Origin of the sequence: Citrobacter sp. wls615, from assembly GCF_005281355.1 — a bacterium.
Lineage (GTDB): Bacteria > Pseudomonadota > Gammaproteobacteria > Enterobacterales > Enterobacteriaceae > Citrobacter > Citrobacter werkmanii.
Genome location: NZ_SZXM01000060.1, coordinates 76,536 through 97,254 on the forward strand (window position 1 = coordinate 76,536; position 20,719 = coordinate 97,254).

The following is a 20,719-nucleotide window of genomic DNA, read 5'->3' on the forward strand; positions in this document are numbered from 1 at the left end:
CTCACTTAATGAGGCGGTTAGGGGAGTGCCCCCATATTAAGGGCGGGCATTGTAGCGCTGAGGGGCGGGCAGGTAAAGTCATTGTGCTGGTGGCTGCTTCTCCTTACCCGATATCATTTGGACTATCGCTGATTACGCAATTCGGCACGCATCGGCTTCCCAGCGATACCCTACGCCATACACCGCGCGAATAAAGGACTGCTCCGCATCCAGCGACTCCAGCTTACGTCGCAGGTTCTTAATGTGGCTGTCGATGGTGCGGTCGGTAACGACGCGGTAGTCGTCATACAGATGATTGAGCAACTGCTCGCGGGAGAACACTTTTCCCGGCTCGTGTGACAGCGTTTTGAGTAAGCGAAATTCCGCAGGCGTTAAGTCGAGCATTTTCCCCCGCCACGACGCCTGAAAACGACCTTCGTCGACGATCAACGGGTTGTCTGCATCCATTTGTTGCAGTTCGCGCTGTGGCTTGCAACGGCGCAGGATCGTCTTCACGCGAGCAACGACTTCGCGCGGGCTGTAGGGTTTACAAATATAATCATCCGCACCAATCTCCAGTCCCAGCAGACGGTCAATCTCTTCGATTTTTGCGGTTACCATCATGATGGGAACTTCAGAGAAACGGCGAATTTCCCGACACAGTGTCAGGCCATCGGTACCGGGCAGCATCAGATCCAACAAGATCAGATCGGGCGGCGTTTGACGCACGTAAGGCAGCACCAAATCGCCATGGCTGATGAGCGTAGGCGCGTAACTTGCTGCACGCAGATAATCGATAAGCAGTTGTCCCAGCTTGGGCTCGTCTTCCACGATCAGAATACGCGGCGTGTTTTCATCAATGGGTAACTCAGTCATACATCTCTCTGTAAATCGCGTTCGAGCGGTAGCTCTACTGTAATGCTAACCCCGCCAAAAGGCGAATGAGCGGCGCGGATCAGGCCATTATGCGCCTGTACAATATTGACGCAAATCGCCAGCCCCAAGCCGGAACCACCGCTGGCTCGGTTACGCGAGCCTTCAGTGCGATAAAACCGTTCAAACAGCTTCTGCAACTGCTCTTCACTCACGCCGGGAGCGGAATCAGCGAAGGTTAATAACACCATTCGTTCACGTTGTTCAGCGCTGATATGCAGCCCGCCGCCGTTGTCGGTGTAGCGCAAGCTGTTTTCCAGCAGATTGTTGAACAGCTGCATCAGACGATCCCTGTCGCCAAATACCGTCATACTGTCCGGGAGAGAAAGTTGTATCGTCAGTCCCCGGCTGGCAAAGCGTTCACGAAATGCACCGCTTGCCACTTCCAGCAGGGGAATAAGATCCAGCGATGTTTTCTGGTAGGCCAGCGCGCCTTCATCGGACATGGAGAGCTGATGAAGATCGTCCACCAGTTTGGTGAGCGTTGCGACTTCGGCCTGTAAAGAGGTCACGGAGTCGGGGGTAAACTGGCGTACGCCATCCTGAATAGCTTCCAGCTCGCCGCGTAGCACCGCCAACGGCGTACGCAGTTCGTGAGAAATATCGGCCATAAAGTCGCGCCGCATCTGCTGGTTTTTTTCCAGCGTACTGGCAAGCTGGTTGAAGTCTTGCGCCAGTTTGCCCAGTTCATCGGTACTGGTCGGCGCAACGCGGGTGGTGAAATCGCCTGCCGCCAGTTTATGCGTGCCTTCCACCAGTCGTTTGACCGGGGCCAACAGGCTGCGTGCCAGCGTAAACGTTGCCAGCGCTGCCAAGATCGTAGAAAGCGCGACGATAAGCCAACTGGAGCGTCTTTGCTGCATGTCGAAATTGATATCCGTATTACGCGTTAAACGCTCTACGGGAGAGGCAATCACGGCGCCCACTTCGCTACCGTTGACGCGGATAGGATGGCGCATACCGTCGTGAGGGACCGGAGCGCGCGGACCGACCAACACGCGAGCGTTTTGATCAACAACCCAAAACTGGGTACGCCAGCCGTGCGGCGGCATGCCGGGACCGGGTTTATCATCGTCGTTGTCGTGTTCAAAAGAGCGCAGGATCTGAAAAACAAAGCGATCGTTATTGCGTAAGAACCGCCAGTTGCCATGCTGCTCATACTGCTCGCTCAACGCGTCGCTGAGCATTTGCAGACGCTGCTCGTTACCGTGTTTGATATAGTCAATAAAACCACGTTCGAAGCTAATGCGTACGGCCCAGTGCATACTGATCAGCAACACAATGCAGGTGGCGAAAATCGCCAGAAACAGTTTGCCGGTGATACCGGGCCGCCAGAACTTCATCAGGTGCTCCTTTTGCGCCGTGAGATCACCGCGTTAGTTTGCGTGTCGTTCGGCACGCGGGCAAAAATAATGGCGGGCAGCGCAATAATGAATGCAATGCACAGCCAGGTGTACATAAAGACGGTATGCGTACTGCCGCTGTCGATAGCGATATGCTGCTGACCAAACATACCTAGCAACAGGCCAGCGATAGTCACCCCGATACTCATCGACAATTGCATGATCATCGACAGCAGGCTGTTGCCGCTGCTGGCAAGATCGTCTGGCAGATCTTTTAGCGTCAGGGTATTCATGGATGAAAAACGCGTTGAGTTGACCATTCCCTGTAAGAACAGCACAAAGGGCAGGGCGTAATACCAGCCGAGCAGCGCGGTGGTCATCAGCAACAGGCTGACCAGCGACAGGCCAAGCGTGGTGGCGACCAGTACACGACGGTAGCCAAAGCGGTTAACGACCTGCACCACAATGCGCTTCATGCCCATACTGCCGAGCACCATCGGGACCATCATCAGCCCGGCATGAAAAGGCGAAAAACCGAGGCCAATCTGTAAAAACACTGGCGTCATAAACGGCAGCATACCGCTGCCGATACGTCCGGCAAAACTGCCGAGCAGACCTAACGAGAAGGTTGGTGTGTGAAACAGATTCAGACTAAACAGCGCGCGTGGATTACGATGGGCGTGTTTCAAATATAGCGCAATAGCCAACGTCCCGCAGATAACCAGCACCGCCAGCGTGATACCGGAGATGCCGGTTCCTTTACTGCCATCGAGCGCCAGCGTTAGCACCGCCATGCCGACCGCCAGCATCGCGAATCCCGAAAGATCGAAGCGTCGCGTTTGCATGGTGTAGTTGGGCATCAGCATTAACGTTGCTATCGCGCCGACAATGCCAACCGGAATGTTCAGCAAAAATATCCAGTGCCAGGAGGCATACTCAACCAGAACGCCGCCTAACGCCGGACCCAGCAATGGGCCAATCTGGCCGGGTAACGTGACAAACGTCATCGCCGCCATATATTGCTCACGCGGGACGATTTTCATCACCGTTAGTCTGCCAACCGGCACCATCATCGCGCCACCAACGCCTTGTAAGACGCGGGCCATCACCAGCTCGTTGAGCGTGCCGGACCAGGCGCAAAACAGCGAGCCAAGCGTAAACAGGATGATGGCGGTGAAGAAGATATTGCGCACGCCAACTTTGTCCGCCAGCCATCCGCTGGCGGGCAGCATTACGGCAACGGTTAATACATATGACACAATGACCATATGCATATGTAACGGGCTTTCTCCGAGGCTGGCGGCCATCGAAGGAAGCGCGGTATTGACGATGGTGGTATCCAGCGACTGCATAAAAAAGCCGAATGCCACAATCCAAAGTTGCCAGCGGGTGCTGTCGGGAAGTTCTGTCATAACTCTGCTACCGGTTTGCTATTTTTACGTGAAAAACGCAGACGCAGACGGTCGAAAAAGAGATACACCACGGGTGTGGTGTACAGCGTCAGGAGTTGACTAACCACCAGCCCGCCGACAATGGTGATCCCCAAAGGCTGGCGCAGTTCGGAGCCATCACCTGCGGATAACACAAGCGGCAGCGCGCCAAACAGCGCAGCCAGCGTGGTCATCATTATTGGGCGAAAGCGTAACAGGCAAGCCTGGAAAATGGCTTCCTCCGGTGGCAACTTACCGTTTCTCTGCGCTTCCAACGCAAAATCGACCATCATGATGGCGTTTTTCTTCACAATGCCAATTAATAGCATGATCCCTATCAGGGCGATTAGGCTGAACGGGGCATTGAACAGCTCCAGCGCCAGTAAAGCCCCAACGCCCGCCGAAGGCAGTGTGGAAAGAATAGTCAGCGGGTGAACATAACTTTCATACAACATGCCCAACACGATGTAGACCGTTGCGATGGCGGCGATAATCAGGATCACCTGCGAGTTCATGGTGTCCTGAAAGACCTGTGCCGTACCGGCAAAACTGCCGCGAACCGTCGAGGGAACGCCAAGCTGGGTCATCGTTCTGTTGATGGCCTCCGTCGCTTCAGAAAGTGAAGAGCCTGTCGGCAGGTTAAACGACACCGTTGACGCGGCGGACAAGCCCTGATGATTCACCGACAGCGGGGCATTCGCCGGTTGCCATTTGGCAAAGTACGATAACGGGATCGCCTTACCGTCATTGTTGATGACGAACATTTTGTCCAGCGCGCTGATGTCCTGGGTGTAACGTCGATCAACCTCCATCACCACTTTGTACTGGTTCATCGGTTGATAAATTGTCGAAATCTGCCGTTGTCCGAAAGCGTTATTCAACAGGCTGTTGGCGGCGGCAACATCGATTCCCAGACGCGACATGATGTCGCGATCGTAAATCAGATTCATCTCCGCGCCATTGTCCTGTTGATCGGAGTTGACATCCGCCAGTTGGGGCAGGGCGGCTAACGCCTTGCGAATTTTAGGTTCCCATTCACGTAGCGCCGCCAGATCGTCGGACAGCAGTGTGTACTGATAGCTGGCGTTGGCCTGGCGTCCACCGACGCGAATATCCTGCACCGCCATCAGAAACAGATTCGCGCCCGGCTCTTTGGCCAGCGCGACGCGCAGGCGGTCGATCACCTGTTGAGCGCTTTCACGGCGTTCATCGCGTGGTTTGAGGGTAATAAACATCATCCCGCTATTGACCCGGGAACCACCGGTGAAGCCAGTGACGTTATTCACCGCCGGATCGTCGCGGATGATCTGCATAAAGTCTTGCAGTTTGCCGCGCATCGCCTGGAAAGAGATGCTTTGGTCAGCCTGGATCCCGCCCATCAATACGCCTGTATCCTGCTCAGGGAAGAAGGTTTTTGGGATGGAAATGTAGAGCCAAATGTTTAGCGCAATGGTGCCGAGTAGTACCACGCCCACCAGTCGCGTATGGCGCAGTACCCATTTAAGCGATGTGCCGTAACCCTGTTGCAGCGCCACTAACACGCGACCAAATCCCCGCTTACGCGTTTGTTCGCGCGGGGCGCTGGATTTGAGCATCCAGCCACACATCATTGGCGTTAATGTCAGTGACACCAGCAGGGAAATGCCGATTGCCACCGACAGCGTGACGGCAAATTCACGCAGCAATCGCCCCGGCAGGCCGCCCATCAGCAACAGCGGTAGGAATACCGCGACCAGCGACAGGCTCATGGAGAGAACCGTAAAGCCCACCTCGCGCGTGCCCTGTAGCGCGGCCTGAAGTGGTTTCATTCCCGCCTCGAGGTGGCGGGCTATGTTTTCCAGTACCACGATGGCGTCATCGACGACAAAACCCGTGGCAATGGTTAGCGCCATTAACGACAGGTTGTTCAGGCTGAATCCGCACAAATACATGGCGGCAAATGTGCCGATTAGCGAGACCGGAACCGCGACGGCGGGGATGAGTGTTGCACGTCCGGAACGCAGAAAGACAAAGACCACCAGGATAACCAGCGCCACGGAGATAATCAGCGTCTGTTCAACTTCCTCCAGCGAGGCGCGAATGGTCGGCGAGCGGTCCTGGGCGATTTGCAGATCGATGGCGGCCGGGACCAGCGTTTGTAATTCCGGCAATTTAGCCCGAATGCTGTCTACAGTCTGAATGATATTGGCTTCCGGCAGCTTGCGGATCATCAGCAGAATGGCTGGTTTGGCATTGGTCATCCCCGCGTTGCGCACGTCCTGTACCGAGTCGCTCACAGACGCAACGTCACCTAACCGCACCGCAGCGCCGTTATTGTAGTGGATGATAATCGGTTGGTATTCGGCTGCTGTTTTCAGCTCATCGTTGGTTTGTACCTGCCAACGATGGGTTTCACTCTCAATAGCTCCCTGCGGCTTACGCACGTTGGCGTTGTCGATTGCGCTACGCACGTCGTCCAGCGATACGCCCTGGTTAAACAGCGCTTGCGGGTTGAGTCCTACGCGCACGGCAGGCAGAGAACTTCCTCCCACGTCCACGTCACCCACGCCGTCGATTTGCGCGATGGTTTGCGCCAGTTGGGTCGACGCAAAATCGTACAGTTCACCCTGGGAATACGTATCAGAAGTGAGCGTCAGGATCATGATCGGCGCGTCGGAAGGGTTAGCTTTGCGGTACGTTGGGCGACTGGGCATTCCGCTAGGCAGCAGGCTTTGTGCGGCGTTGATTGCGGCCTGAACGTCTCGCGCAGCGCCGTTGATGTCTCGGTCGAATTTAAATTCGAGAATAATGCGTGTGCTGCCAAGCGAACTGCTTGAAGTCATTTCGTTCACGCCCGCGATGTGGCCCAGAGAGCGTTCCAGCGGGGTGGCGACAGAGGAGGCCATCGTTTCGGGAGACGCGCCGGGTAATGAGGCGCTGACCATAATCACCGGGAAATCCACCTGCGGCAGCGGGGCCACCGGTAGCAGACGAAAGCCCAGTATGCCGCACAGAGTGATGGCCACAGAAATGAGAATAGTCGCCACCGGACGATGAATGAAAAGCGCGAAAAATTTCATTTACGCTTCCTCTTCCTGACGTGGGAAGCGGCTTTTCACATACAGCGATAAACGGTCAAACAGCAGATAAATCACTGGGGTGGTGAACAGGGTTAATACCTGGCTTACCAGTAGACCGCCGACCATGCCAATCCCTAATGGACGGCGTAACTCTGCGCCCACGCCGGTGCTTAACATCAGGGGCAATGCGCCCAGCAGCGCCGCCAGCGTGGTCATCAGGATCGGGCGAAAACGCAGCAGACAGGCCTGGAAGATAGCTTCACGCGGCGCCATACCCTGTTCGCGCTCTGCGGCCAGGGCAAAGTCGATCATCATGATGGCGTTTTTCTTGACGATACCGATGAGCAAAATAATGCCGATAATCGCAATGACGTCCAGTTCGCTGCCGGCAATCATTAACGCCAGCAGTGCGCCAACGCCCGCCGTGGGCAGCGTGGAGAGAATGGTAATCGGGTGAATAAAGCTTTCATACAGCACGCCGAGTACGATATACATCGCGACAACCGCCGCCACAATCAGCCAGATAGTGTTACCCAGCGCGGCCTGGAAGGCCAACGTACTGCCCTGAAACTGGGTGGTAATGTTCGCTGGCAGGTTAAGCGTTTTTTCGGCATCCAGAATCGCCTGTACCGCATCGCCCAATGAATAGTCGTCTGGCACATTGAACGAGATGGTTGTCACCGGAAACTGATCGAGATGGTTAATCGACAGCGGGGCAAAACGCTGTTCAATGCTGGCGATAGCGCTGAGCGGCACCACGCCGCCGTCGCTACTGGTCAGACGAATAGTCTCCATAGCCGCAAGCCCTGGCGTCGTGTCGGTGTCATGTTCTAACACGACGCGATACTGGTTTGCCTGCGTATAGATGGTTGAAATCAGGCGTTGGCCGAAGGCGTTGTACAGGGCGTTATCGACATCTGCCATGCTGATACCTAAACGGCTGGCGCTGTCGCGATTGACGTTCACATAGGCTACCAGCCCTTTGTCCTGCCAGTCACTGCTGACATCAGACACCTGCGGTAGCTGTTGTAGCTTTTCCAACAGTTGGGGAACCCAGGTGCTGAGCGCATCCAGGGAGGTTGCTTGCAGCGTGAATTGATATTGCGTCCGGCTGACCTGAGTATCAATCGTCAGGTCTTGCGTAGGCTGAAGATAGAGGTCGACGCCGGGAACGTTGTTTACTGCCTCTTGTAACCGCGCGATCACTTTCTGCACGCGATCGTCGCGTTCATCCAGTGGCTTAAGGTTGATTTGCATACGTGCGCTGTTTAATGCCGGATTGGTGCCGTCCACGCCAACAAAAGCGGTCAGGCTCTCAACCGCCGGATCTTGCAGGATGACATCTGAGACCTGACGCTGACGCTGGGCCATGCTGGCAAACGAGCTGGACTGCGGTGCCTGCAGCGTGCCCTGGATGATGCCGTTATCCTGTATCGGGAAGAAGCCTTTTGGAATAAAGACCCACAGCATGACGCTTAGCGCCAGCGTGCCAAGCGCCACGCTGAGCGTCAGCCACGGATGGTTGAGTACCTTTGCCAGCCAGTGACCGTACGCGGCGATAACGCGATCAAACATCCGTTCCGAGGCGCGCGAGAAGCGGTTCTGTTTACGTAACGATGCCTGACTGAGCATGCGGGCGCACATCATCGGCGTGAGGGTGAGCGACACTACCGCAGAAATCAGGATCGCCACGGCCAGCGTTACGGCAAACTCGCGGAACAATCGCCCGACAATATCGCCCATAAACAACAGTGGGATCAGCACGGCGATCAGCGAAAAAGTCAGAGAGATGATGGTAAAACCAATCTCGCCCGCACCTTTCAGGGCGGCGGTCAGCGGTTTTTCGCCTTTTTCGATATAACGTGAAATGTTCTCAATCACCACGATGGCGTCATCCACCACAAAGCCGGTGGCGATGGTTAGCGCCATTAAGGTCAGGTTATTGATAGAGAAATCAAGAAAAACCATTACCGCGAAGGTGCCAATTAGCGACAGCGGCACGGCGACCGCGGGTATAATCGTTGCCGGGATATTGCGCAGAAACAGGTAGATAATCATAACAACCAGCGCAATCGCCAGCATCAGCTCAAACTGGGTGTCGGCTACGGATGCACGAATATTGGTTGTACGATCGGAAAGCACGCTGACCTTTACTGATTTAGGCAGGCTTTCAGTGAGCTGCGGCAACATTTGGCGGATGCTGTCAGCAGTGGAAATGATGTTTGCCCCCGGCTGGCGCTGAACATTCATCACAATGGCTTGTTGCTTATTGGCCCATGCGCCCAGCCAGCTATTTTCTGCCCCTTGCTCAACGCTCGCGACATCGCCCAGACGAACCGGCGCGCCGTTTTTATAGGCAATAATAAGCTGACGATATTCATCCGCAGACTGCATCTGGTCGTTAGCTGAGAGCGTGACGGCGCGCGTTGGGCCATCAAGACTGCCTTTAGCCGAGTTGACGTTGGCGCCGGTAATGGCCGTACGGATGGTTTCGCTGGTCAGACCGAGCGCGGCAATGGCCTGCGCATTAAGCTTCACGCGGACAGCCGGACGTTGCCCACCGGAAAGCGTCACCAGACCCACGCCGGAAACCTGAGAGATTTTCTGGGCGACGCGGGTTTCGACCATATCTTCCACCTGCGTCATCGGCATCGCGCTGGAGGTGACAGCCAGCGTCATGATCGGTGGATCCGCCGGGTTTACCTTGCTGTAAACCGGCGGGTTGGGCAGATCGCCCGGTAATAAATTTGTGGCGGCATTAATGGCAGCCTGAACTTCCTGCTCGGCGACATCCAACGGGAGCGTCAGTTGAAACTGCAACGTGACGACCGAAGCGCCGCCGGAGCTTTGCGAGGACATCTGTTTTAAGCCGGACATTTGTCCAAACTGACGCTCAAGCGGCGCGGTTACCGCCGAAGTCATAACGTCCGGGCTGGCGCCGGGGTAGAGCGTTACGACCTGAATTGTGGGGTAATCCACTTCTGGTAAAGCGGCGATCGGCAGGAAGCGATAACCAATAATACCTGCCAATAAAATGGCGACCATCAGCAGCGTGGTGGCGACGGGGCGCAGAATAAACAGGCGCGATGGGCCGCCTGAGTTGCCAGGAGGTAACACCTGCATCAGGAGTTAGCTCCTTTTTTTCCGTAGCCGCGCGGCGTAGTTTTTTCGTCTGTTACAGAGGTGTCGTGCGCCTCTACGACTTCAACTTTGGCCCCTTCCGTCAGGCGGTCAATACCGTCGGTCACTACGCGATCGCCCACGGACAGTCCGGCGGTAATCACCACTTTCTGGCTATCCTGGATACCTGGTTTAACCAGGTGTTTACTGACGTTATTGTCGCTGTTCAGCACCCAGACAAAGTGACCTTCATTACCCATTTGCAGGGCAGCAGTGGGGATGACAACGGCATTTTGTTCCGTGTCGACCAGCATGCGGGCGTTAACGAACTGGTTCGGGAATAAGGCATCATCCTGATTGTTAAACCGGGCCTTAACTTTGATGGTTCCGGTGGTTGCGTCGATTTGATTGTCGAGGCTCAGCAGGAGACCTTCGCTGAGTTTTTGCGAATTAGTACGGTCCCAGGCTTCGACCTTTAGCGGGTTCCCCGATTTTTGCGCCCGCAACACGGTGGCAATGTCGTTTTCGGGTAAGGTGAATATCAAGTCGATGGGGTGGGTTTGTGTAATGACGACGATGCCGGTGGTATCACCGCTGGAAATCTGGTTGCCAACATCCACCTGTTTCAGACCGACCCGTCCATCGACAGGCGCGGTTATACGGCTCCAGTCGAGCTGCAATTGGGCGCTGGCGACGCTGGCTTCATCCGCTTTGATTGTCCCTAACGTCTCATTTACCAGCGCCTGTTGGGCATCCAGCTCCTGGCGGGAGACCAGATTGGTTTTTACCAACTGCTGATAACGCGCAAGATCGCGACGGGCATTCGCCAGCGTGGCTTTATCTTTTGCCAGTTGCCCCTGCGCCTGAGCCAGAGCAACTTTAAATTGGCTGGGGTCTATCTCTGCCAGCAAGTCGCCGGCTTTTACCTGTTGCCCTTCCGCGAAGTGTAACGCGATGAGCTGGCCATCTACCCGGCTTCGCACCGTAGCGGTATTGGCGGCAGTAATAGTGCCCAGCCCCGTCAGATAACGTGGAACGGCTTCCTCGGTGGCGGTGGCGGCCTGAACGGGAGCCAACGGCCCGGAACGCATACCACGACGCCCAGCTCCTGGCGAGTGCTGTGCTGGTTTGGTCGCGCCGGGTGCGGTGCCCTGGGGTTCACTGCGGCTTTGCCAGAACCAGAATGCGGCGATGGCGGTCACGACGATCACAGTTGCTATCACCCAGCGGGATTTGTTACTGCCTTTCATTGTTATGGGTTTCTCATCCTGAAACGATTCGCGGAATGATACTAGTTTAGCCAGCGAACAAGGGAGAAAAATGGAGGAATTATGAAACACTGTCGGGATTCGTCTGAATGCTGATGCGGCTTTGCGAGGCGTTACGCAACATTTAGCGCTGAAAACGGCGAACAAGAAATAGTGCGTTAGAGTGCGTTCAAGGCAAAAAGGAGGTAAGCCAGAGATTTCAGCGGGACGCTGGAACGGGAAAGCCCCTCCCGAGGAAGGGGCCAAAATAAGGAAAGGGTTATGATGAAGTACGTCATCATACTGGTGATACTCTTAGTCATTAGCTTACCGGCTTACTAAGACACCAGGGGGAGGGGAAACCTTCCCTAACCCTCACTCCTGAAAATAAGCCACAGCAACGGTGATGTCAATATGCACACCTTTCAGCTTGCGAGCGGCTTAGCGGAAAACAACCTCAGCCCAGCGGGCCAGTCCAGCGGTAACGGAACCGAAATCATCGCCACCGGCAATTGGGATCCCCGGAAGCTGCTCTGCGAGAGCTTTTTTGATCAGCGGTGAACGCGCGCTGCCGCCGGTCAGGTAAATCACGTTCGGCTTTTCTTGCGCGTTTTCCAGCGCCAGTTGCACCTGCTCGAGAATGCGCGCCAGGGGCTGATTAAGTGCGGTTTCCAGTCCGTGTTGACTGATATCGGTGGCCAGCGTTTCGCTGATAAACGGTATTGCCGCCGTAACTATGTTCTGGTCGGACAGCGCGATTTTGCTCTCTTCTGCGCTGCGCACCAGGCGGTAGCTCAGACGCTCGCGCCAGACTTTGAGCAACAGCGCGACTTTATCGGCTTCCCGGGCGTCACGTACAAGATCGTTTAACAAGCGTCCGTTGGCACTACTGTAGAACTCACTTTGCGCGGGGACATCGTTAATCGCGACCGCGTTCCACCAGGGCAGAATAGGTAAGGCGATGCCTTTTTCCGTTTCTCCACCCATGCCGAGGAGCGGCATCAAGTGTTTAAAGGCCAGCGCAATATCCAGATCGTTCCCGCCTACGCGGCAGCCGCTGTGCCCCAGCAGGCTGTTTTCGCGATCGGCGCGTTGATGCCATTGCGGTCCCATCAGCAACAATGAACAGTCAGTCGTACCCCCGCCGATGTCCACGACCAATACGCGTTTTTCTTCCTGCAGCGTGGCTTCGTAATCCAGACCAGCTGCTACCGGTTCGTACTGAAAGACGACATCCTGAAAACCAGCGCGTTTTGCCGCACGTTCAAGGATACCTTGCGCCTGAATATTGGCGTCATCGCCACCTAAACCCTGGAAGTTGATTGGGCGACCAATAACGGCCTGGGTGATGGCTTCCGGCAACTGGCTTTGTGCCTGATTACGAATATGCAGCATCATGGCACAGACCAGATCCTCAAACAGCGCAACCTGCTGCGGTTTCAGACCGCTGGCACCGAGAAAGGATTTTGGTGATTTAACGAAGTACACCTCTTCCGGATCGTCAATATAGTGACCCAGCGAAGCCAGACCGAACTGCACGCTGTTGGCATTAACCTCGATATCTTCTTCGCGGTTATAGCGCATCGCACGGCGCAATAACGCCTGCGTTTCATCATCCGTGGTTGGAACGTCGTGATGCCGATACAGCCATTCGCTGACCGCTTCGCGCGTTGGCGCACAAAGCATTGAGGGCAGAAGCGTGCTGTTATTTTCCATTTTGAGCAACTGTGGCTGCCCGTCTCGCATAACGGCCACTGAACAGTTTGCCGTACCGTAGTCAAAACCAATAAACACCGTAAAAATCCCCATGCCAGTGAAGAAGGGGCGTGACTTTAACGAAATGTTGACGTCCCGACAACTGGAATATGAAAGCAAGGCGTATCGTTTGAATACCGTTTATGCTGTAGGTTTGCTGGAAAAGGAAAATGCAATGTTCACGCTGAGTTGGCAACCGCCTTACGACTGGCCCTGGATGCTAGGGTTCCTGGCCGCCCGTGCGGTGGAAGGGGTAGAAACCGTGGGGGATCTGCGTTATGTCAGAAGCCTGTCCGTCGGGAATCATCGTGGTCTGGTGCGCGTGATACCGGACCTACACACCCATCAACTACACGTGACGTTGAGTCAGGGGCTACAGCCGGTTGCCGCAGAGTGTCTGGCTAAAATGACGCGTTTATTCGATCTTACCTGTTGCCCGCAGCAAATCGTCAGCGCGCTGGGAAGCCTTGGGGCAGCGCGTCCGGGACTGCGTTTGCCGGGCAGTGTCGATGCTTTTGAACAAGGAGTACGAGCGATTTTAGGGCAGTTAGTCAGCGTGGCTATGGCGGCGAAACTGACGGCGAAAGTGGCGCATACTTATGGGCAAACGCTGGAGGATGCCCCAGAGTATGTGTGTTTCCCTACCCCTGAAGCGCTCGCTGATGCCGAACCATTACACCTGAAAGCGTTAGGGATGCCGCTCAAACGCGCTGAAGCGTTAATTCATCTGGCTCGCGCGACGCTGGATGGAACGCTTGCGACACAAGCGCCTGCCGATATCGAGCAAGGCGTCAAACATCTGCAAACGTTCCCCGGAATAGGGCGCTGGACCGCCAACTACTTTGCGCTGCGGGGCTGGCAGGCGAAAGATGTTTTTCTGCCGGATGACTATCTGATTAAACAACGTTTTGCCGGCATGACGCCCGCCCAGATACGGCGGTATGCAGAGCGCTGGAAACCCTGGCGCTCCTATGCGTTATTACATATCTGGTATACGGATGGTTGGCAGCCGTCAGTTGATGGCGAAATTACTGGTATTCAGTAGCAGATCCAGCGGTTGGGCGTCGGCAATGATATCGCCATAAATCATATCAATCCCGATGCCAGAAAGCGCATCCATGATCAGCGGCAACTGCACCGGACCGGCGATGGTTTTAATGTCCAGACGCTGAGCATGGCCCTGGATAATGGACACCCACATTTCGTCAATCACGTTACCGTGGGTGCTGGCGCTTAGCTCGCTGTCGAGCAGAAGGTAATCAACCATGCGATACTTCAGGTTGTCAAACAGCTCTAAATCGCGACCGACATGACTTAAAATAATTCGACATCCGCACTGACGCAGTCGATGTAATGTGGATATAGCCTGCGTTGGGTTTGTTTTTATCACGTTAGACGGAACGGTCAGGTGCAGCAGTCGTGGTGGTAACGGACTTCTTTGCAATTGCCCCAGCAGTTCGTCAACAAGTTCTGTATTCAGCAGTCCGGCGGCGGAAAGGGGCAGGGCAATGCTGAGTCCCTTACTGGCGACGGCCGGGGCAGCACTCTGGAAGAACTCGGTGAATACCCGGCGGTCAAGCGCCTGATTTAATGTAGGATCGACCAGCCCGGCACGGAAAGCGTGTTCTTCAATAATCTCCCCTTCAGCTGTCCCTAAACGCAGCGAGAGGAGCCAGAAGCTAAACGTCTCTGGTATACGCGGGGAGGCCACGCCCCTGGCGATGATTAACATTGGGTTGTGGGTAATGGTGTGTCTTTGTTCATCCAATGACAGTTGGCTTCGCGCAGCATGAGCCTCGCTTTGCTGGGGTTCATACACGCAGACTCGCCCACGTCCACTGTTCTTCGCCGCATAACAGGCAATATCCGCCTGAGACATGACGTCGCTGGCGACATGGTTTTTTTCATCAATGAGCGTAATCCCCGCACTGGCGCCAATGCGGTGCAAGCGGCCTTCCCACATGAAATGATAATCGTTGATGGCGCTGATGATGCGACCTGAGATAAAGCGGGCGCTTTCGATATTACAATCCGGCAGCAACAGACCAAACTCGTCGCCGCCAAGGCGCGCCAGCATGTCGCTGGAACGCAGCATGCTCAGCATAAGTGAAGAGAGTTCACGCAGCAGGGCATCGCCCGCGGCATGGCCTGCGCGATCATTCACCGCTTTAAAGCGATCCAGATCGATAAAAACCAAAGCATGCCGTTGGTGCGTGTCGTGAACCGTATGCAGTAACTGTTTGAGATGATTTTCGAAGCTGACCCGGTTTGCCAATTGCGTCAGATCATCATGCGAGGCGCTGTAGCTAAGTTGGCGCAGCATTTTACGTGACTCGGTGACATCCTGAATCACCAGCACCGAGCCAATACTGCCGCCATCGAGAGTGCTGAGGGGGGTGATGCTGTACTGAATATCATAACTGCTGCCGTTGCGACAATGCAGAACGACTTCCTGCTCGATGGCAGTGCGCGACATGTCAGCACTGTAGATATTTTCCATCAGCGGACCGTTATCGCCAAAGGTAATACGCAGTACCGTCAGCAGCGGAATGCCGATCGCACTTTCCTGCTGCCAGCCGCTCATCTTCTCTGCGACTGGATTCATAAAGGTCACGTTCATATCGACATCAATACAAATCACCGCTTCGCCAATCGAATCCAGCGTAATGTGCAGCCGTTCTTTTTCCTGATACAGCGCTTCGTTAAGCTGCTTCACCTCGGTCATATCCATATTGATGCCAAGAAAGCGTTCAACTTCACCGTCTTTATTCAGTACCCGGTTTGCCAGTGAGCGGATGTGCCGCACGCCATCTTTGACCGCAATACGAAACTCGAGCTTAAAGGGAGCACGAGCGGCCAGCGAATCGCGAATGACATTTTTAGCATGTTCACGATCTTCGGGCACAACGCAGTCATACCAGACTTGCCAGCTGGGTTTGATATGCGCGGGGACGTCATAGAGATCAAACATGCGTTTATCCCAACTGATTACGTCAGGCTGCAGCTCCCATTCCCAGATGCCAATTCCCCCGGCTTCATTGGCGAGGGTAATGCGCTCCATCAGCCGTTTGTTAATCCACTCGGTATGCTTCAGATCGTTAATATCCTCAACCTGTGCAATAAAGTAGAGGGGGGTATTGTCGCTATGACGCACCAACGAAACGGCCAGCAAGGCCCAGACGACATCACCGGAACGCGTGTAATAGCGTTTTTCCATGGAGTAGCTGTTGATTTCCCCACGTGCCAGCATATCCAGCTGTTCGAGATCATTATTCAGATCTTCCGGCCAGGTTAATTGCTGGAAGGTTAGCGAACGTAGCTCATCCTGGCTGTAGCCCAGAAACTGGCACAACGCTTTATTCGCCTGGAGCCATTGCCCCTCCGTCCCTACCAGCGCCATGCCAATCGCGGAATATTCCATGGCATTGCGAAAGCGCGTTTCGCTTTCAGAGATATGTTTGCGTTCAGCCCGAAACGCGTACATCACCATCGTCATCATATTGGCCGGCAGCAGGATCATCAAAAACGGCAGCCACGGCAGGCTGGTCATCAAGTTGGGTTTGGGGATGTAGAGCAGAGAAGGGTCTGCGGCCAACATCATCGAGACCATCATCACAGTGCTGAGGAAAATTAAAAATGCCTCCATTCGCGGTAGACGAACAGCGCTCCACATCAACAGGACGATAACGCAGGTAAAAGGCCATGGAAGATACATCATGGACAACCAACTGAACGTTAAGGTCACCAGAAGTGTGATGACGGTTTCCAGCAGTAACCGCGGGTTGCGGTGGCGAAGCAGATAATGGGGCTTAAACAGCAAACCTAGCGGCACCAGCGCCAGCGCGCCGATGGATTCTGACAGCACCCAAATAAGGAGGGTATTTAACGAGGTTTCCTTTGGCAGCAATAACCACAGTAACAAGCCGCCCAACACGGGAGGAACCACGGCGCTGCCAAATGCCAGGCGCGCCCAGTCGTTAAGATTTTGTAAGGGGTTGTACCAGGGCAGCAGTTTTCGCAATAGCATTGCGCCAACGACAGCCTCAATAATGTTGATAGCCGTATAGGTGAAGCTCAGCGATTCACCGGGGAAGAAGAGTAAGGACGCGCCGATATTACCAAATGAACAAGCCAGCGCGATTCCCGGCCACATCTTTCCCGCATGACGGTAAAAAGCCACCATCATGATTGACGTTGGGAACCAAAGCGGGGCCAGCTGCGCACCGAAACGTGACAGTTCCAGCGAGAATAGCGTAAAAATGAAAGCCACCAGACCTAAACTGGCCATGCGCAGTAGAGGATGAGGTAAGGTAACTAAAACATGTTGGGATTGTTTACTCATTACCACTCTACCCAAATAGCCGATGTCGTCCGGGAGATATGCCGGATACATCATGTTTAATCTGCGATTATGCTAGTACAAACAATTTACAATTTATACGCCAGCTGCTCATAAATTAACACTCTCAAGCTATTAATTCCTAAGGCTGATAGATAAATTTAGCACCTGCTTTAAAACTGATCATTTTAATTTGCGACAAGGAAAGCATTGGTGCAGGCTGGACTGGCATCGCGCCGCTGAAATCCCTATAATTGCCGCGTTTGGCGTTTCGACGCCGCCCTTCCTTACATCCAGGTTAATCAGGTCGCTAAATTTATGACTGATCAGTCCCATCAGTGCGTCATTATCGGCATCGCCGGCGCATCGGCTTCCGGCAAGAGTCTTATTGCCAGCACGCTTTATCGCGAATTACGTGAACAAGTCGGTGACGAACATATTGGCGTTATTCCCGAAGACAGCTATTACAAAGATCAAAGCCATCTGTCGATGGAAGAACGTGTAAAAACCAACTACGACCATCCGAACGCGATGGATCACAGCCTGTTGTTTCAACATCTACAAACGCTTAAACGCGGAAGCGCCATTGAACTCCCCGTTTACAGCTATGTTGAGCATACGCGCACGCAAGACACTATTCATATCGAACCCAAGAAAGTGATCATCCTGGAGGGCATTCTGCTGCTGACAGACGCGCGTTTGCGTGACGAGATGAACTTCTCTATTTTTGTTGATACGCCGCTGGATATTTGCCTGATGCGCCGTATTAAACGGGATGTGAACGAGCGTGGTCGTTCTATGGATTCGGTGATGGCGCAATACCAAAAAACCGTACGTCCAATGTTCCTGCAATTTATTGAGCCTTCAAAACAATACGCCGACATCATCGTGCCGCGCGGGGGTAAAAACCGCATCGCCATCGATATTCTGAAGGCTAAAATCAGCCAGTTCTTTGAATAAGTTCAGCGAATTGTGTACCGTTCAGTGATAACCTGGTTCACCCTTAACGCACCTGGCATTAAGGGGTTGAAGCACGAAAGGAGAAAGTGCCATGCGTTTATGTGACCGAGATATTGAAGCCTGGTTGGATGAAGGTCGCCTGTCGATCACTCCACGCCCTCCTGTCGAGCGAATCAATGGCGCCACGGTAGATGTGCGTCTTGGTAACAAATTCCGTACGTTCCGCGGTCATACGGCGGCGTATATCGATTTGAGTGGACCGAAAGATGAAGTCAGCGCCGCGCTGGATCGTGTAATGAGCGATGAAATCGTCCTCAAGGACGGCGAGGCATTTTTCCTGCATCCGGGTGAACTTGCGCTGGCGGTGACGTTCGAATCCGTGACGTTGCCTTCCGATCTCGTCGGTTGGTTAGATGGACGTTCTTCATTAGCGCGTCTGGGACTGATGGTACACGTTACCGCACACCGTATCGATCCGGGCTGGTCAGGGTGCATCGTACTGGAATTCTACAACTCCGGAAAATTACCGCTGGCCCTGCGCCCAGGCATGCCGATTGGCGCGTTGAGTTTCGAACCGCTTTCCGGTCCGGCTGCGCGACCTTACAACCGTCGTCAGGATGCAAAGTATCGCGATCAGCAGGGCGCTGTTGCCAGCCGGATCGATAAAGACTGAATGTTTTCAGTCCATTGGGGATAGCATGAGACGATTTCTGACAACGCTGATGATCCTGCTGGTTGTGCTGGTGGCCGGTTTTTCTGCGTTAGTACTGTTGGTGAATCCGAATGATTTCCGTGCGTATATGGTCAAGCAGGTTGCTGTGCGTAGCGGATATCAGCTGCAGTTGGATGGTCCTCTGCGTTGGCACGTATGGCCTCAGCTGAGCATCCTCTCGGGACGCATGGTGTTAACCGCAGAAGGTGCCAGTGAACCCCTGATTCGTGCCGACAATATGCGTCTCGACGTCGCGTTGTGGCCGTTGTTGAGTCATCAGCTCAGCGTGAAGCAGGTGATGCTCAAGGGGGCTGTGATTCAACTGACCCCGCAAACTGAGGCGGTGCGTGGACAAGATGCGCCCGTTGCTCCCAAAGACAATACATTGCCCGATCTGGCGGAAGACAAAGGATGGTCGTTTGATATCGCTAGTCTGCGCGTGGCCGACAGCGTTCTGGTATTCCAGCATGAAGACGACGAGCAGGTTACGGTTCGCGATATTCGTCTGGAGATGGAACAGGATAGCCAACACCGTGGTACGTTTGATTTCTCCGGGCGCGTGAACCGCGATCAGCGTGACCTTGCGTTATCCTTAAACGGCACCGTCGATGCCTCCGACTACCCGCATAATTTGTCCGCTAATATTGAGCAGTTAAGCTGGCAACTACAGGGGGCCGATCTACCGTCGCAGGGAATTAAAGGTGAGGGGCAGCTTCAGGCGCAGTGGCTGGAAGAGAAAAAACAGCTCGCGTTTAGCCAGATTCATTTGACCGCTAACGACAGCTCTCTCGCCGGGCAAGCCCAGGTGTCGTTGTTAGATAAACCCGAATGGCTCGTCGACCTGAAATTTGGTCAGCTCAATCTGGACAATCTGATGGTGCAACGCGATGCTGTGGCAGCGACAAACGGTGAGGTTCAGCAAGGTCAGAGTCAGGCGACGCTGGCGCGTCCCGTCATTGCTTCGCAGGTTGATGCTGTCTCTTACCAGGGACTCAAGGGATTCTCGGCAGACATCACGTTACAGGCTGACAAGGTATTGTGGCGTAAAATGGCGTTTGAGAATGTCTCGGCAAAAATAGATAACCAGTTCGGCTTACTGAAGGTCGTGCAACTGGAAGGGAAAAATGACGGTGGACATGTTTCGCTTCCCGGTACGTTGGACGCCAGAAAAGATGAGCCGCGAGCAGTCTTTCATCCGCGACTGGAAGGTGTAGAAATTGGCACAATCCTGAAAGCCTTCAACTACCCCATCGCGCTGACCGGTAAGCTGTCACTGGCGGGAGATTTTTCCGGCTCGGATATTGACGCCCAGGCGTTTCGTCATAGCTGGCAAGGCCAGGCCCATGTCGAAATGAGCGATACGCGAATGGAAGGGATGAACTTCCAGCAGATGATACAACAAGCCGTAGAACGCAGCGGCGGTGATGTTAAATCACAGCAAAACCTGGATAACGTCACCCGACTGGATCGCTTTGTAACCGATCTGACGCTGGATAACGGCGAGGTTACGCTGGATAACATGGCCGGTGAGTCTGCGATGCTTGCGCTGACGGGCAAGGGGACGTTAGATCTGGTGAAGCAGAATTGCGACACGCAGTTTAACATTCGCGTGCTGGGCGGCTGGGATGGCGAAAGCAAGCTGATTAAGTTCCTGAAAGCCACGCCGGTTCCTCTCAGGGTTTATGGCCAGTGGCAGGCGCTGAACTATAACTTGCAGGTTGATCAGCTGTTGCGTAAGCATCTGCAGGATGAAGCGAAACGTCGTCTGAACGATTGGGCCGATCGCAATAAAGACTCCCGCAACGGTAAAGATGTTAAGAAGTTGCTGGATAAACTCTGATT

The 20,719-nt window shown here is 54.3% G+C and carries 13 protein-coding genes; 5 read left to right on the forward strand and 8 right to left on the reverse strand.

Going from position 1 to position 20,719, the window contains the following annotated elements:
• Positions 1 to 132: 132 nt before the first annotated feature.
• The 6 genes from baeR to FDX04_RS16060 are packed head-to-tail and all read right to left on the reverse strand — an operon-like array spanning position 133 to position 11,114.
• A complete protein-coding gene (gene baeR / locus FDX04_RS16035) occupies positions 133 to 855 on the reverse strand; it encodes a two-component system response regulator BaeR (protein WP_137371210.1) in 723 nt (240 codons plus the stop codon).
• Complete coding sequence (gene baeS, locus FDX04_RS16040; protein WP_137371211.1) at positions 852 to 2,255, reverse strand: two-component system sensor histidine kinase BaeS; 1,404 nt, start codon at positions 2,253 to 2,255, stop codon at positions 852 to 854. The genes baeR and baeS overlap by 4 nt, the downstream gene beginning before the upstream one ends.
• Positions 2,255 to 3,667: an MFS transporter gene (locus FDX04_RS16045; protein WP_137360819.1), complete on the reverse strand. Its 1,413-nt coding sequence runs from the start codon at positions 3,665 to 3,667 to the stop codon at positions 2,255 to 2,257. The genes baeS and FDX04_RS16045 overlap by 1 nt, the downstream gene beginning before the upstream one ends.
• Positions 3,664 to 6,744, reverse strand: coding sequence for a multidrug efflux RND transporter permease subunit MdtC (gene mdtC / locus FDX04_RS16050; protein ID WP_137371212.1), 3,081 nt, complete (start codon positions 6,742 to 6,744; stop codon positions 3,664 to 3,666). The genes FDX04_RS16045 and mdtC overlap by 4 nt, the downstream gene beginning before the upstream one ends.
• Complete coding sequence (locus tag FDX04_RS16055; RefSeq protein WP_137371213.1) at positions 6,745 to 9,867, reverse strand: MdtB/MuxB family multidrug efflux RND transporter permease subunit; 3,123 nt, start codon at positions 9,865 to 9,867, stop codon at positions 6,745 to 6,747.
• Positions 9,867 to 11,114, reverse strand: a complete 1,248-nt coding sequence (locus tag FDX04_RS16060) for an MdtA/MuxA family multidrug efflux RND transporter periplasmic adaptor subunit (protein WP_137371214.1) — start codon at positions 11,112 to 11,114, stop codon at positions 9,867 to 9,869. The genes FDX04_RS16055 and FDX04_RS16060 overlap by 1 nt, the downstream gene beginning before the upstream one ends.
• Before the next feature lie 279 nt (positions 11,115 to 11,393).
• Here FDX04_RS16060 and FDX04_RS16065 point away from each other — a divergent pair, with 279 nt between their 5' ends.
• On the forward strand, positions 11,394 to 11,453 hold the full coding sequence (locus FDX04_RS16065; RefSeq protein ID WP_106672390.1) for a type I toxin-antitoxin system Ibs family toxin: 60 nt from the start codon (positions 11,394 to 11,396) through the stop codon (positions 11,451 to 11,453).
• 99 nt (positions 11,454 to 11,552) lie between these two features.
• Here FDX04_RS16065 and yegD read toward each other — a convergent pair whose 3' ends face one another.
• The gene (yegD, locus tag FDX04_RS16070; RefSeq protein WP_137371215.1) at positions 11,553 to 12,905 is read right to left on the reverse strand and encodes a molecular chaperone; all 1,353 of its coding nucleotides are present in this window, start codon (positions 12,903 to 12,905) and stop codon (positions 11,553 to 11,555) included.
• A 136-nt stretch (positions 12,906 to 13,041) separates the two neighbouring features.
• Between yegD and alkA the strand changes: the two genes are divergently transcribed.
• Positions 13,042 to 13,911, forward strand: a complete 870-nt coding sequence (gene alkA / locus FDX04_RS16075; RefSeq protein WP_137371261.1) for a DNA-3-methyladenine glycosylase 2 — start codon at positions 13,042 to 13,044, stop codon at positions 13,909 to 13,911.
• On the opposite strand, the gene FDX04_RS16080 is transcribed toward alkA, so the two are convergent.
• Positions 13,879 to 17,208: a diguanylate cyclase gene (locus FDX04_RS16080; RefSeq protein ID WP_137371216.1), complete on the reverse strand. Its 3,330-nt coding sequence runs from the start codon at positions 17,206 to 17,208 to the stop codon at positions 13,879 to 13,881. The two genes, alkA and FDX04_RS16080, sit on opposite strands and share 33 nt — an antisense overlap.
• 315 nt (positions 17,209 to 17,523) lie before the next feature.
• Here FDX04_RS16080 and udk point away from each other — a divergent pair, with 315 nt between their 5' ends.
• From udk to asmA, 3 genes are all read left to right on the forward strand, one after another.
• A complete protein-coding gene (gene udk / locus FDX04_RS16085) occupies positions 17,524 to 18,165 on the forward strand; it encodes a uridine kinase (protein WP_003036776.1) in 642 nt (213 codons plus the stop codon).
• Positions 18,166 to 18,256: 91 nt separating this feature from the next.
• The gene (gene dcd, locus FDX04_RS16090) at positions 18,257 to 18,838 is read left to right on the forward strand and encodes a dCTP deaminase (RefSeq protein WP_003834269.1); all 582 of its coding nucleotides are present in this window, start codon (positions 18,257 to 18,259) and stop codon (positions 18,836 to 18,838) included.
• Positions 18,839 to 18,863: 25 nt separating this feature from the next.
• On the forward strand, positions 18,864 to 20,717 hold the full coding sequence (asmA, locus tag FDX04_RS16095) for an outer membrane assembly protein AsmA (protein WP_137371217.1): 1,854 nt from the start codon (positions 18,864 to 18,866) through the stop codon (positions 20,715 to 20,717).
• Positions 20,718 to 20,719: the final 2 nt, after the last annotated feature.

Bases quoted from the DNA above. Each gene is read 5' to 3' on its own strand.
- alkA (WP_137371261.1), top strand. From the start codon at position 13,042: ATGTTCACGCTGAGTTGGCAACCGCCTTACGACTGGCCCTGGATGCTA.
- FDX04_RS16080 (WP_137371216.1), bottom strand. From the start codon at position 17,208: ATGAGTAAACAATCCCAACATGTTTTAGTTACCTTACCTCATCCTCTA.
- dcd (WP_003834269.1), top strand. From the start codon at position 18,257: ATGCGTTTATGTGACCGAGATATTGAAGCCTGGTTGGATGAAGGTCGC.
- FDX04_RS16060 (WP_137371214.1), bottom strand. From the start codon at position 11,114: ATGAAAGGCAGTAACAAATCCCGCTGGGTGATAGCAACTGTGATCGTC.
- baeR (WP_137371210.1), bottom strand. From the start codon at position 855: ATGACTGAGTTACCCATTGATGAAAACACGCCGCGTATTCTGATCGTG.
- mdtC (WP_137371212.1), bottom strand. From the start codon at position 6,744: ATGAAATTTTTCGCGCTTTTCATTCATCGTCCGGTGGCGACTATTCTC.
- FDX04_RS16045 (WP_137360819.1), bottom strand. From the start codon at position 3,667: ATGACAGAACTTCCCGACAGCACCCGCTGGCAACTTTGGATTGTGGCA.
- baeS (WP_137371211.1), bottom strand. From the start codon at position 2,255: ATGAAGTTCTGGCGGCCCGGTATCACCGGCAAACTGTTTCTGGCGATT.
- udk (WP_003036776.1), top strand. From the start codon at position 17,524: ATGACTGATCAGTCCCATCAGTGCGTCATTATCGGCATCGCCGGCGCA.
- FDX04_RS16055 (WP_137371213.1), bottom strand. From the start codon at position 9,867: ATGCAGGTGTTACCTCCTGGCAACTCAGGCGGCCCATCGCGCCTGTTT.
- asmA (WP_137371217.1), top strand. From the start codon at position 18,864: ATGAGACGATTTCTGACAACGCTGATGATCCTGCTGGTTGTGCTGGTG.